Below are 12,696 nucleotides of genomic sequence, written 5' to 3'. Positions count from 1 at the left end.
CTTGCTGCTAAACCTCGATCAGGCTTTCCCGAGCCTCGAAAGCCTGGCGAACCGGGGCAAACGAGCGGCGGTGGATCGGGGTCGGGCCCAGGCGAGCCAAAGCTTCCAGATGAACGGGCGTTGGATAGCCTTTGTGCCCGCCGATGCCGTAGCCGGGATAGATCAATTCGAAAGCCGCCATTTCACGGTCACGGCTGACCTTGGCCAGGATCGATGCAGCGGCAATCGCCGGCACTTTGCTATCACCCTTGACCACCGCTTCTGCGGGCATCGTCAGCTTCGGGCAGCGGTTGCCGTCGATCATCGCCATTTTTGGCGTGATATGCAGGCCTTCAATGGCGCGCTGCATGGCCAGCATGGTGGCGTGCAGGATGTTCAGTTTGTCGATCTCTTCGACTTCAGCGCGGGCGATGTGCCAACTCAGGGCTTTCTCGCAGATCTCGTCGTAGAGTTTTTCGCGACGGGCTTCGGTGAGTTTCTTCGAATCGTTGAGGCCAAGGATCGGACGGTTTGGATCGAGAATCACCGCGGCGGTGACGACTGCGCCGCACAGCGGGCCGCGTCCGACTTCGTCAACACCGGCAACCAGGTCAAGGGCATCGGCGACCAGGCTGAAATCCAGGCCCATTTGCGTCTTCATAGGGCTTCCTGCTTATGACCGATCAACGTCAGCACGGCATCCGCCGCCTGGTTCGACGCATCACGGCGCAAGGTGCGGTGAATTTCGTCGAAACCACGGGTCTGCTCTTCGCCACCGTCGATCAACGGGAAAAGGGTTTGCGCCAGGGCTTCAGGCGTCGCATCGTCCTGCAACAACTCGGGCACCAACAGACGCTGGGCCAGCAAATTCGGCAGGGAGATGTAGGGGCTTTTGACCATACGCTTGAGAATCCAGTAGGTCAGCGGCGCCAGGCGATAGGCCACGACCATCGGGCGCTTGTAGAGCAAGGCCTCCAGGGTCGCAGTGCCGGAGGCGATCAGCACCGCATCGCACGCCGCCAGTGCCAGGTGCGAGCCGCCGTCGAGCAGGGTCAACGGCAAGTCGCGCCCTACCAGCAGCTCTTCAATTTGTGCACGGCGCTGAGGGCTGGCACATGGCAATACGAAGCGCACACCCGGCTTCAGCGCCTGCAGGCGTTCGGCAGCATCAAAAAACAGCGCGCCGAGACGACCGACTTCGCCGCCACGACTGCCCGGCATCAAGGCCACCAGCGGACCTTCGGGCAAACCCAGTTCGGCACGCGCGGCAGCACGGTCGGCCTGCAGAGGAATGGTATCGGCCAGGGTGTGCCCGACAAACCGCACCGGCACGCCCTTCTCTTCGTAGAACCTGGCCTCGAAGGGCAGCAGGGTCAGCATCAGGTCGCAGCCTTCGCGAATCTTGAGCACGCGCTTTTGCCGCCACGCCCACACTGACGGGCTGACGTAATGCACGGTCTTGATCCCGGCCTGACGCAATTTGAGTTCGATATTGAGGGTGAAGTCCGGCGCGTCGATTCCGATAAAGACGTCGGGCTTTTCTTCGATCAGGGTCTGGATCAGCTTTTTGCGACGGGCCAGCAGCTCGCGCAAACGGCCCAGCACCTCCACCAGCCCCATGACCGACAAGCGTTCCATAGGGAAGTAGGACGTCAGGCCTTCAGCCTGCATCAACGGACCGCCGACACCGATGAATTCAACCGCCGGATGCTGGAGCTTGAGGGCCCGCATCAGGCCTGCACCGAGAATATCGCCGGAAGCTTCTCCGGCCACCAACGCTATACGCAGCCTGGCCATGATCAGCGGGTGATGCCGCGAGTCGACGACTGGATAGAGTCACGGAATATCGCGACTTCCGGAAACAATGCGGCTGGCTCCGTCAGCTCGATCAAGGCCTGGTCGACCGTCAGCCCCTGGCGGTAAACCACCTTGTAGGCGCGGCGCAGGGCGTGGATCGCGTCTTCGCTGAAGCCCCGACGGCGCATGCCTTCGAAGTTCATGCTGCGGGCCTCGGCCGGGTTGCCGAACACGGTGACGAACGCCGGAACGTCCTTGCCGATGGCGGTACCCATGCCGGAAAAGCTGTGGGCGCCGATATGGCAGTACTGATGCACCAGGGTAAAGCCGGACAGGATCGCCCAATCGTCAACGTGCACATGGCCGGCCAACGCAGTGTTGTTGACCAGGATGCAATGGTTGCCGATTACGCTGTCATGACCGATATGCGCATAAGCCATCACCAGGTTGTGGTCACCCAGGGTGGTCTCGGCACGGTCCTGGACAGTACCGCGGTGAATGGTCACGCCTTCACGGATGATGTTGTGATCACCGATTACCAGACGTGTTTCTTCACCCTTGTACTTCATGTCCGGGGTGTCTTCGCCTATCGATGAGAACTGATAGATACGATTGTGTTTGCCAATCCTCGTCGGGCCTTTGAGGATCACATGCGGCCCGATGACTGTCCCCTCGCCGATTTCCACACCTGCGCCGACGATCGACCAAGGGCCGACCTCAACGTCGGCGGCCAGTACGGCCGTCGGATCGATGATTGCGCGAGGGTCAATCAAACTCATAGTTTGCGTTCCGCACAGATGATTTCAGCCGAGCACACCGGCTTGCCGTCGACCGAGGCCTGGCATTCGAACTTCCAGATCTGGCGCTTGCAGCTGATGAACTTGGCTTCAAGGATCAACTGGTCACCCGGAGTTACCGGGTTGCGGAAGCGCAGTTTGTCAGAGCCCACGAAATAGTAGAGCGTGCCATCGGCAGGCTTCAGGTCGAGCATTTTGAAACCAAGGATACCGGCAGCCTGGGCCATCGCTTCGATGATCAATACGCCTGGCATGATGGGATGCGCAGGGAAGTGACCGTTGAAGAACGGTTCGTTGATGCTGACATTCTTGTAGGCACGAATGCGCTTTTCCTCAACATTGAGGTCCGTGACCCGGTCCACCAGCAGGAACGGGTAACGGTGAGGCAGGTATTCGCGAATCTCGTTGATGTCCATCATTTCGGGGGGAAGCCTGTAATAAAGATTGGGAGCGTGCGGACTAAGGCACGCCCCTCTAGCAAATCAAGGAGGCAGTCTAGCGGCTGTGCACACTTGATATGGAAATGGTATCAGCCATCTGATGAAGCATTACCGTCAGGGGTCACGTCCCCAACACGCTTTTCCAGATGTTTCAGGCGCCGAGCGATATCGTCGAGCTGCCTCAGACGCGCCGCGCTCTTGCGCCATTCGGCCGCAGGCTGCATGGCCGTACCGGATGAGTAGGACCCAGGCTCGGTAATCGAATGGGTCACCATGGTCATGCCGGTGATGAATACGTTGTCGCACACTTCGATATGGCCCACCAGGCCAACACCCCCGGCGAGCATGCAATGCTTGCCGATCCTGGTGCTGCCGGAGATCCCCACGCAGGCGGCCATGGCGGTGTGATCGCCAATCTGCACGTTGTGGGCGATCTGAATCTGGTTATCCAGCTTCACGCCGTTACCAATGACGGTATCGGCCAGGGCCCCGCGGTCAACGGCAGTGTTGACGCCAATTTCAACGTCATCGCCGATCAACACGCCGCCCACTTGGGCAATCTTGTGCCAGACACCCTTCGAGTTGGCGAAGCCGAAGCCCTCGCCGCCAATCACGGCACCGGACTGAATCACCACACGCTCACCGATACGCACATCGTGGTACAGGGTCACACGCGGAGCCAGCCAGCCACCGGCACCAATCTCGCTGCGCGCGCCGATAAAACACTGGGCACCCAGCGTTACACCCGCCCCGATGCGTGCACCGCTTTCAATCACCACAAAAGCACCGATGCTCGCGGCAGGGTCAACCTGAGCGTCATCGGCGATCACCGCCGTCGGATGGATACCGGCGGGGGCCTTGGGTTTCGGATCGAACAGGTGCGACACCCGGGCATACGCCAGGTACGGATCGGCAACAACCAGCGCGTCCCCGGCAAAACCTTCGGCGTCAGCGGCCTTCAGCAGCACGGCTGCGGCGCGGCTTTCGCCCAGGTATTTACGGTATTGGGGGTTTGCCAGGAAGCTCAACTGAGCTGGGCCAGCCTCCTGCAAGGTGGCTAGCCCAGTGATTTCCTTCTCCGCGGAGCCACGCAAGGTGGCTCCCAGGAACTCGGCCAATTGGCCGAGCTTGATAGTCGCAGTCATGGCTTACTTCAGCTGATTCATGCGCTCGATCACCTGACGGGTGATGTCGTACTGAGGTTTAACGTCGATGACTGCACCGCGTTCGAATACCAGGTCAAAGGCACCTTTCTTGATGACTTCTTCCACAGCGCTGTCGAGTTTCGGCTTCAGCTGCTTGAGCATTTCGCGGTCGGCAACAGCCTTGGCTTCGTTCAGTTCCTTGGACTGGAACTGGTAGTCACGGGCCTTTTGCTTGAATTCAAGCTCCAGACGCTCGCGCTCGCCTTGCTGCATCTTGTCGCCACCGGCTACCAGACGATCCTGGATGCCCTTGGCGCTGCTTTCCAGCGTCTTGAGCTTGGTCAGTTGAGGACCGAATTTCTTCTCGGCATCTACGGCATATTTCTTGGCCGCATCGGATTCCAGCAGCGCCATCTGATAGTTCAGAACGGCAATTTTCATTTCGGCAAAGGCCGGGGTCGCTACCAGGACAGTCGCCAGGAGAACCAATTGAGTCAACTTACGCACGATGCACTCCTACAGAATCCGTTGTCGTTATCTTGGGTCAGACGCTTAGAACGTCTGGCCGAGGGAGAATTGGAAAATCTGGGTTTCAGCGTTATCCGGTTTCTTGACCGGCATGGCCAGAGCAAAGCTCAATGGGCCAAGCGCGGTAACCCAGGTCACACCGACACCGACAGAGCTTGCCAGGTTGCTGAAGCTCACGTCGTTGCACTGCGTGTTGGACTTCGAGCCATTCGGGTTGGTGACCTGTTCGCACTTGGAGTCGAATACGTTACCCACATCCCAGAAGACCGAAGTACGCAGGGAACGTTGATCTTTAACGAATGGCAGCGGGAACAGAATCTCAGCACCACCCTGGATCAGCACGTTACCACCGAATGGCAGCGGGTCGTTGTCCGAGTCAGCCACAGTCCCCTGGTTACCGGTCACACCCACGCCACGGCTTGGGGTACCACGAGGACCCAAGGTGCTGTCCTTGAAACCACGTACCGAGTTGAAACCACCCGCATAGTAGTTCTCATAGAACGGCAAGCCGCTGGTCGAACCGTAACCGTCGCCATAACCCAGCTCGGTGTGCAGGCGCATGGTGTAGTTTTCGCTCAAAGGCTGGAACAACTGGCCACGGTAGTCGAGTTTGAAGAACGACAGGTCGCTGCCCGGCGTGGTGGCTTCCAGGGTCAGGCTCTGGGAATGGCCGCGGGTCGCGAGTACGCCTTTGTTCAGGGTCGATTCCGACCAACCGGCCGAAGCCTTGAAGTTCAGGAACTGGTCGCCTTCTTTACGCACGAAGTTGAAGATCTCATCCACGGTGTACACACCGGTCTTGATCTTGTCCTGCTGCGCGGTCAGGCCGAAGGTCAGACGCGAGGTCTCACTGATCGGGTAACCAATGTTGGCACCAACACCGAAGCTGTCGATTGCATAGCTTGCAACGTCAACGTCGAGGTCTTTGTAGTCGGTTGTGCGATAGAAGGCGTTGTAGCCCAGGCTCACGCCGTCAGCAGTCCAGTAGGGGTCGACATAACCGAAGTTATAGCGGCTCTGGTATTCGCTTCGGGTCAGGCCGATGGAAACCTTGTTACCGGTACCGAGGAAGTTGTTCTGGGTGATCGAACCACCGAGGATCAGGCCGGCACTCTGGGCGAAACCGACACTGGCGGTAATCGAACCGGAGGCTTGCTCTTCTACGGCGTAGTTCACGTCAACCTGGTCATCCACACCCGGTACAGCCGGGGTTTCAACGTTGACTTCCTTAAAGAAGCCCAGGCGCTCGAGGCGAACCTTGGACTGGTCGATCAGGTAAGTCGACGCCCAGCCACCTTCCATCTGACGCATTTCGCGGCGCAGCACTTCGTCGGCAGACTTGGTGTTGCCACGGAAGTTGATGCGGTTCACGTAGGCACGCTTGCCCGGGTCTACAACGAAGGTGATGTCCACGGTGTGGTCTTCGTCGTGCGGGGTCGGTACGCCGTTGACGTTGGCGAAGGTATAGCCTTCGTTACCCAGGCGACGGGTGATCAGCTCGGAGGTGGTGGTCATCAGCTTGCGCGAGAACACCTGGTCCTTCTGCACCAGCAACAGGGACTTGACCTGGTCTTCAGGCACTTTCAAGTCGCCGCTGAGCTTGACGTCACGAACCTTGTACTTCTCGCCTTCGTTGACGTTGACAGTGATATAGACGTGCTTCTTGTCCGGGGTGATGGACACCTGGGTCGAAGCGATATCCATGTTGATATAGCCGCGGTCCAGGTAGTAGGAACGCAGGCGCTCCAGGTCACCGGAGAGTTTTTCACGGGCATACTTGTCATCGTTCTTGAAGAACGACAGCCAGTTGGTGGTCTTGAGTTCGAACAGGTCGATCAGGTCGTCATCAGCAAACTTGGTGTTACCCACCACGTTGATGTGCTGGATGGCCGCCACGGTGCCTTCGTTGATGTTGACCTTCAGGCCGACGCGGTTACGCGGTTGCGGCACCACTTCGGTCTCGACGGTAGCCGAGTAACGACCCTGGGCAACGTACTGGCGTTGCAGTTCGTTACGCACGCCTTCGAGGGTGGCACGCTGGAAGATCTCGCCTTCGGCAAGGCCGGATTGCTTGAGGCCTTTCATCAAGTCTTCAGTGGAGATCGCCTTGTTGCCTTCGATCTCGATACTGGCGACAGAAGGTCGCTCGACGACAGTAATGACGAGGACGTTACCTTCGCGACCCAGTTGGATATCTTGAAAGAACCCGGTTTTGAACAGCGCACGAGTGGATTCCACCAGGCGACGGTCATCAGCCTGTTCCCCGACGTTCAACGGCAAGGCACCAAAGACGCTACCCGCGGAAACCCGCTGGAGGCCGTTGACGCGAATATCGGAGATGGTGAAGGACTCGGCGTGAACTTCGGCGATCATCAATACGGTGAGAACCGCAGTTAGCAGCAGACGTTTCATGAAGTCCTTTCTTATTCCAACTGGCAATAAACAAACTGCCGCAAAATGCGGCAGATTCGCAATTCAGCGAAGCGTTACAGTCGTCCCAGATCGTTGACCAGGGCTAATAACATCACCCCGACCACCAAACTGATACCGATCTGTATCCCCCAACCCTGCACCCGATCCGACAAGGGGCGACCACGCGCCCACTCGACCAGATAAAACAACAGATGCCCCCCATCCAATACTGGAATGGGCAACAAATTCAGAACCCCAAGGCTAATACTCAGATAAGCCAGGAAATTCAGGAAATCTACAACGCCCGACTGGGCAGAAGCGCCCGCCACTTTAGCAATGGTTATCGGTCCACTCAAGTTTTTTACCGAGAGCTCGCCGAACAACATTTTCTTGAGGGAATCGAGGGTCAGCACACTCATGGTCCAGGTGCGTCTCGCACCCTCGCCAATCGCTGCCAACGGCCCGAAGCTGACCTCTCGAACCATCGAAGGTGGCCAATCGACACCTTTGACGCCGGCCCCCAGGTAACCCCCGGCCGCCTTGGCTTCCCCACGAACCGCCAGGGTCACAGGGACGTCGATTTGAGCACCATCGCGCTCAACTTTCAGCACAATTTTGGTATCAGGGCGTACACGCACTAGGTCGACCACCTGCTGCCAGTCACTCAGCGCCTGGCCATCGAGGGCCAGCAGGCGATCACCGGTTTTCAGACCCGCGGCCTGGGCCGGCCCCTTCGGATCCAGCTCCGCCAGCACCGGCGGCAAGGCCGGACGCCATGGGCGAATGCCCAGGGATTTGATCGGGTCAGGCTCATCGGAGCCTTTCAGCCAGTGGTCCAGGGCCAGCTCGCGCGAGGTTTCGGTGGTGGAATCCTGATCGCGCACCACCAGTTTTACGATGCCGCTTTCACCCAGGCGACGCACCAACTGCAAATTGACGGCACCCCAGCCGGTGGTTGGCTCGCCATCAACTGCAACAATTTCTTGCCCGGCAGTCAGGCCGGCCTTCGCCGCCATGCTGTCGGCCTCGACGGCACCGATCACCGGACGCACCTGCTGGCTACCCAACATGGCCAGGACCCAGAAGAACACCATCGCCAACAGGAAATTCGCGATCGGGCCTGCCGCGACGATGGCGATGCGCTGACGAACGGTCTTGCGGTTGAAGGATTGATCCAACTGATCAGCCGGCACTTCGCCTTCGCGCTCGTCGAGCATCTTGACGTAGCCGCCCAATGGAATGGCCGCAATTACGAACTCGGTGCCACGACGGTCGTGCCAGCGCAGCAACGGCATGCCGAAGCCTACGGAAAAGCGCAGTACCTTGACGCCGCAACGACGCGCGACCCAGAAATGGCCGAACTCGTGGAAGGTAACCAGCACACCCAGAGCAACCAGGGTGCCGACAATCATGTAGAGCGCACTCATCTAATTTCTCCGCATTTCAATCCAGTGCCTGAAGGCTTGAACACACCCAGAGGCTAACGCGTATTGCGGCTCAACCACTGCTCGGTCAAGGCCCGGGCCTTTGCATCCGCTTCGAACACCGCGCCCAGATCATTCACCGGGACGACGGGCTCAAGGCTCAAAACGTCCTCGATGATACCCGCGATCTGCGGAAAGCGGATGCGCCGGTCCAGAAACGCCGCCACAGCCACTTCATTGGCCGCATTCAGCATCGCCGGGGCACTGTTACCCGCCTCCGCAGCTTGCCGCGCAAGACGCAGGCAAGGGAAGCGTTGCTCGTCGGGCGCTTCGAAGTCCAGACGGGCAATGGCAAACAGATCCAGCGGCGCAACACCCGAGTCAATCCGCTCAGGCCATGCCAGGGCATTGGCGATCGGCGTACGCATGTCCGGATTGCCCAGTTGGGCCAATACCGAGCCATCCACATAGTCCACCAGGGAATGAATCACACTTTGCGGGTGGATCACCACCTCGACCTGGTCCGGCCGGGCATCGAACAACCAGCAGGCCTCAATCAGCTCCAGGCCCTTGTTCATCATGCTCGCTGAATCCACCGAGATCTTGCGCCCCATGGACCAGTTCGGGTGAGCGCACGCCTGATCGGGAGAAACATGTTCCAGATCGGCCAGCGGCGTCTGCCGGAACGGGCCACCGGAGGCTGTCAGCAGAATCCGGCGCACGCCGACCTGGCTCAACCCGCGGGCGAAATCACCCGGCATGCATTGGAAAATCGCGTTGTGCTCGCTGTCGAGCGGCAACAGCACGGCGCCGCTCTTGCGCACCGCCTGCATGAAGAGTGCCCCGGACATCACCAGGGCTTCTTTGTTGGCCAGCAGAATCTTCTTGCCCGCATCAACGGCCGCCAGGGTCGGGCGCAAGCCGGCAGCGCCGACAATCGCCGCAACCACGGTGTCGACCTCAGGGTCTGCCGAAACCTGGCACAACCCCTCCTCCCCCACCAATACCTGAGTCGCCAGGCCCGCAGCGCGCAAGTCATCCTGCAAACCACGTGCAACTGCCGCTTCGGGCACTACTGCGTATTGCGGCGCGTGCCGCACACACAGTGCCAGCAGTTCACTCAGGCGACTGAAACCGGTCAAGGCGAATACTTGATAACGCTCGGGATGACGGGCAATCACATCCAGGGTGCTTAGCCCCACCGAGCCGGTAGCGCCCAGCACGGTTACCTGTTGCAGGCGGCTCACGAGGCAGCCATCCACAGCAATACGGCAAAGATCGGGATCGCGGCAGTCAGGCTGTCGATACGGTCCAGCACGCCACCGTGACCCGGCAGCAGGTTACTGCTGTCCTTGATCCCGGCCTGGCGCTTGAACATGCTTTCGGTCAGGTCACCGACCACCGAGATGAACACCACCACGGCTGCGCCCACCAGGCCCAGTAGCATTTCCTTGACGGTCCAGCCACGCACCACACCGACCACCACGGTAATCACCAGGGTCAACGCCAGGCCGCCATACACGCCTTCCCAGCTTTTGCCCGGACTGACCGCCGGCGCCAGCTTGCGCTTGCCGAAGGCACGCCCGGAGAAATAGGCGCCGATATCGGCACCCCACACCAGAACCATCACCGCCATGATCAGCCAGTTACCCAGTTGCATGTGCTTGATGTAGACCAGGCCCTGCCAGGCAGGCAACAGAATCAAAAGGCCAATCACCAGCTTGCAGGCAACACTGGACCAGTGACTGCTGGTGCCCGGATAGGTCAGCACCAGATAGGTCGCCAACGCCCACCACAACACCGCCGCACCCAGCACCCAGGGCGCCACGTCCGGCAGGATGTACATCAGGAACATCAACAACGCCACGACAGCGGCATACATCACACGAGGCAACTGCGCGGCGAAACCCGCCAGGCGCGCCCATTCCCAGGCACCCAGGGTCACAACCAGGCCGATGAACAGCGCGAAGTTCGCACCTTCAAGCAGGAAAAACCCGCACAGGGCAATAGGCAGCAGGATCAGCGCCGTGATGATTCGTTGTTTAAGCATTAAACCCGGGCTCCAGCTTCGATCTGCTCGCTCGTTTTACCGAAGCGACGCTGACGGGAAGCGAAATCGGCCAGCGCATTGCGCATGGCATCGTGTTTGAAGTCCGGCCAGAACAGGTCGGAGAAGTACAGTTCGGTATAGGCCAACTGCCACAACAGGAAGTTGCTGATGCGATGGTCGCCACCGGTACGAATGCACAGGTCCGGCAACGGCAGGTCGCCGGTCACCAGGCAGGTTTGCAAGAGTTCGGGGGTGATGTCTTCCGGGCGCAGATGGCCGGCCTGCACTTCCCGCGCTAGACGCTGCGCGGCCTGGGCAATATCCCACTGGCCGCCGTAGTTGGCTGCGATCTGCAGCACAAAACGGTTGCTGCCGGCAGTGATCGCCTCGGCTTCGCGCATGGCCGCCTGCAGCTCCGGATGAAACCGCGAACGGTCACCGATGATACGCAGGCTGATGTTGTTCTCGTTCAGGCGCTTGGCCTCGCGGCGCAGGGCCTTGAAGAACAGGTCCATCAAGGCACTGACCTCCTCGGCCGGGCGCTGCCAGTTTTCACTGGAGAACGCGAACAGGGTCAATACTTCGACCTTGGCCTCGGCGCACACCTCAATCACGGCTCGTACAGCGTCGACACCCGCCTTATGCCCGGCAACGCCCGGCATAAAGCGCTTCTTCGCCCAGCGATTATTCCCGTCCATGATGATCGCGACATGGCGCGGCACCACGGAGGGCACAGTCTGCTTGGTCTTTTCCATGAAGGCGTCCTGACCCCTTATACGGCCATCAGGTCCTTTTCTTTATCTTCCGTGGCCTTGGTGATCTGGGCCTCGGCATCTTTAGTCAGCTTGTCGATATCAGCAACGGCACGGCGCTCTTCGTCTTCGCTGATTTCCTTGTCCTTGACCAGCTTCTTCAGGTCACCCAAGGCATCACGACGGATGTTGCGCACGGCAACACGTGCGTCTTCCGCTGCACTGCGCGCCTGCTTGGTGAAGCCCTTGCGGGTTTCTTCGGTCAGGGCAGGCATGGAGATCAGCAGCAATTCGCCCAGGTTGGTCGGATTGAGGTTCAAACCGGCGCTCTGGATGGCCTTGTCGACGGCGCCGAGCATGTTGCGCTCGAAAGCAACGACTTGCAGGGTGCGCGAATCTTTTACAGTGATGTTGGCCACTTGGGTGATCGAGGTATCAGCGCCGTAGTAAGGCACCATCACGCTACCCAGGATGCTTGGGTGGGCCTTGCCGGTACGAATCTGGCCAAACGCATGGTTCAGGGATTCCAGGGATTTTTGCATGCGCTCTTGAGCGTCTTTTTTGATTTCGTTGATCATTGTTCGATTTCCTCGATCAGAGTCCCTTCCGCGCCGCCGTGTACGATGTTCAGCAGGGCGCCGGGCTTGTTCATGTTAAATACGCGCAGCGGCATCTTGTGGTCGCGGCACAAGCAAATTGCCGTCAGGTCCATCACGCCCAGCTTGCGATCCAGTACTTCATCATAAGTCAGATGATCGAACTTCTCGGCATGCGGGTCTTTGAATGGGTCTGCAGTGTAGACACCGTCAACCTTGGTGGCCTTGAGCACCACGTCCGCGTTGATCTCGATACCACGCAGGCAAGCTGCCGAATCGGTGGTAAAGAATGGGTTGCCGGTACCGGCCGCAAAAATCACGACTTCCTTGGCATCCAGGTGACGCATGGCCTTGCGACGATCATAGTGATCCGTTACGCCAACCATGGAAATAGCCGACATCACGATCGCGGTGATATTGGCGCGCTCCAGCGCATCACGCATGGCCAGGGCGTTCATCACAGTGGCCAGCATGCCCATGTGGTCGCCTGTCACCCGATCCATGCCGGCAGCGCTGAGTGCCGCGCCACGGAACAGGTTGCCGCCGCCGATCACCAGACCGACCTGGACACCGATACCGACCAGTTGGCCGACTTCCAGCGCCATGCGATCGAGTACTTTGGGATCGATCCCAAACTCTTCCGAGCCCATCAGGGCCTCGCCGCTAAGCTTGAGTAGAATGCGTTTATAGCGAGCCTGATGACCACTGCCCTGCTGAGCCATTGCGAATCTCTCCTGCGGCGTATTTTTTGAAAATTCTTGGCAAGCCGTTTACGG

General features: G+C 59.3%; 13 protein-coding genes. All 13 read right to left on the bottom strand.

The genetic code is table 11. The features are described from left to right. Nucleotides 1-7: 7 nt before the first annotated feature. The 13 genes from rnhB to pyrH all read right to left on the bottom strand — a co-directional run bounded on the left by rnhB (nucleotide 8) and on the right by pyrH (nucleotide 12,642). On the bottom strand, nucleotides 8-640 hold the full coding sequence (gene rnhB / locus HX869_RS16990; RefSeq protein WP_003219305.1) for a ribonuclease HII: 633 nt from the start codon (nucleotides 638-640) through the stop codon (nucleotides 8-10). Continuing rightward, a complete protein-coding gene (lpxB, locus tag HX869_RS16985; protein WP_218646293.1) occupies nucleotides 637-1,776 on the bottom strand; it encodes a lipid-A-disaccharide synthase in 1,140 nt (379 codons plus the stop codon). The genes rnhB and lpxB overlap by 4 nt, the downstream gene beginning before the upstream one ends. A 2-nt stretch (nucleotides 1,777-1,778) precedes the next feature. Beyond that, nucleotides 1,779-2,555: an acyl-ACP--UDP-N-acetylglucosamine O-acyltransferase gene (gene lpxA, locus HX869_RS16980; protein WP_003219308.1), complete on the bottom strand. Its 777-nt coding sequence runs from the start codon at nucleotides 2,553-2,555 to the stop codon at nucleotides 1,779-1,781. After that, a complete protein-coding gene (fabZ, locus tag HX869_RS16975) occupies nucleotides 2,552-2,992 on the bottom strand; it encodes a 3-hydroxyacyl-ACP dehydratase FabZ (protein WP_003219309.1) in 441 nt (146 codons plus the stop codon). The genes lpxA and fabZ overlap by 4 nt, the downstream gene beginning before the upstream one ends. Nucleotides 2,993-3,102: 110 nt before the next feature. Then, nucleotides 3,103-4,158, bottom strand: coding sequence for a UDP-3-O-(3-hydroxymyristoyl)glucosamine N-acyltransferase (lpxD, locus tag HX869_RS16970; protein WP_008432224.1), 1,056 nt, complete (start codon nucleotides 4,156-4,158; stop codon nucleotides 3,103-3,105). 3 nt (nucleotides 4,159-4,161) lie between these two features. Further along, nucleotides 4,162-4,665 (bottom strand): OmpH family outer membrane protein, encoded by a 504-nt coding sequence (locus HX869_RS16965; protein WP_003219314.1) that lies wholly within the window; start codon nucleotides 4,663-4,665, stop codon nucleotides 4,162-4,164. A 45-nt stretch (nucleotides 4,666-4,710) separates the two neighbouring features. Next, on the bottom strand, nucleotides 4,711-7,098 hold the full coding sequence (gene bamA / locus HX869_RS16960) for an outer membrane protein assembly factor BamA (protein WP_008432225.1): 2,388 nt from the start codon (nucleotides 7,096-7,098) through the stop codon (nucleotides 4,711-4,713). 74 nt (nucleotides 7,099-7,172) lie between these two features. Next, complete coding sequence (gene rseP, locus HX869_RS16955) at nucleotides 7,173-8,525, bottom strand: sigma E protease regulator RseP (RefSeq protein WP_008432227.1); 1,353 nt, start codon at nucleotides 8,523-8,525, stop codon at nucleotides 7,173-7,175. Nucleotides 8,526-8,578: 53 nt separating this feature from the next. Further along, on the bottom strand, nucleotides 8,579-9,769 hold the full coding sequence (gene ispC, locus HX869_RS16950) for a 1-deoxy-D-xylulose-5-phosphate reductoisomerase (protein ID WP_087694925.1): 1,191 nt from the start codon (nucleotides 9,767-9,769) through the stop codon (nucleotides 8,579-8,581). Then, the gene (locus HX869_RS16945) at nucleotides 9,766-10,572 is read right to left on the bottom strand and encodes a phosphatidate cytidylyltransferase (protein WP_177022984.1); all 807 of its coding nucleotides are present in this window, start codon (nucleotides 10,570-10,572) and stop codon (nucleotides 9,766-9,768) included. Before HX869_RS16945 ends, ispC begins: the two co-directional genes overlap by 4 nt. Continuing rightward, entirely contained in the window at nucleotides 10,572-11,327 is a 756-nt protein-coding gene (gene uppS, locus HX869_RS16940; RefSeq protein ID WP_003219323.1) for a polyprenyl diphosphate synthase, read from the bottom strand. Before uppS ends, HX869_RS16945 begins: the two co-directional genes overlap by 1 nt. Nucleotides 11,328-11,344: 17 nt before the next feature. Next, a complete protein-coding gene (gene frr / locus HX869_RS16935; protein WP_003219325.1) occupies nucleotides 11,345-11,902 on the bottom strand; it encodes a ribosome recycling factor in 558 nt (185 codons plus the stop codon). Further along, entirely contained in the window at nucleotides 11,899-12,642 is a 744-nt protein-coding gene (pyrH, locus tag HX869_RS16930) for a UMP kinase (protein ID WP_003219327.1), read from the bottom strand. The genes frr and pyrH overlap by 4 nt, the downstream gene beginning before the upstream one ends. Nucleotides 12,643-12,696 lie beyond the last annotated feature (54 nt).

The organism is Pseudomonas sp. P7779, assembly GCF_013386315.1.
Classification (GTDB): Bacteria; Pseudomonadota; Gammaproteobacteria; order Pseudomonadales; family Pseudomonadaceae; genus Aquipseudomonas.
The sequence above is the reverse complement of the archived record's forward strand: the minus strand, read 5'-3'. Positions and strand labels throughout refer to the sequence as shown.

Coding starts and splice junctions, on each gene's coding strand:
- frr (WP_003219325.1), bottom strand. CDS start 11,902: ATGATCAACGAAATCAAAAAAGACGCTCAAGAGCGCATGCAAAAATCC.
- bamA (WP_008432225.1), bottom strand. CDS start 7,098: ATGAAACGTCTGCTGCTAACTGCGGTTCTCACCGTATTGATGATCGCC.
- lpxA (WP_003219308.1), bottom strand. CDS start 2,555: ATGAGTTTGATTGACCCTCGCGCAATCATCGATCCGACGGCCGTACTG.
- rnhB (WP_003219305.1), bottom strand. CDS start 640: ATGAAGACGCAAATGGGCCTGGATTTCAGCCTGGTCGCCGATGCCCTT.
- lpxD (WP_008432224.1), bottom strand. CDS start 4,158: ATGACTGCGACTATCAAGCTCGGCCAATTGGCCGAGTTCCTGGGAGCC.
- pyrH (WP_003219327.1), bottom strand. CDS start 12,642: ATGGCTCAGCAGGGCAGTGGTCATCAGGCTCGCTATAAACGCATTCTA.
- uppS (WP_003219323.1), bottom strand. CDS start 11,327: ATGGAAAAGACCAAGCAGACTGTGCCCTCCGTGGTGCCGCGCCATGTC.
- HX869_RS16945 (WP_177022984.1), bottom strand. CDS start 10,572: ATGCTTAAACAACGAATCATCACGGCGCTGATCCTGCTGCCTATTGCC.
- rseP (WP_008432227.1), bottom strand. CDS start 8,525: ATGAGTGCGCTCTACATGATTGTCGGCACCCTGGTTGCTCTGGGTGTG.
- lpxB (WP_218646293.1), bottom strand. CDS start 1,776: ATGGCCAGGCTGCGTATAGCGTTGGTGGCCGGAGAAGCTTCCGGCGAT.
- fabZ (WP_003219309.1), bottom strand. CDS start 2,992: ATGATGGACATCAACGAGATTCGCGAATACCTGCCTCACCGTTACCCG.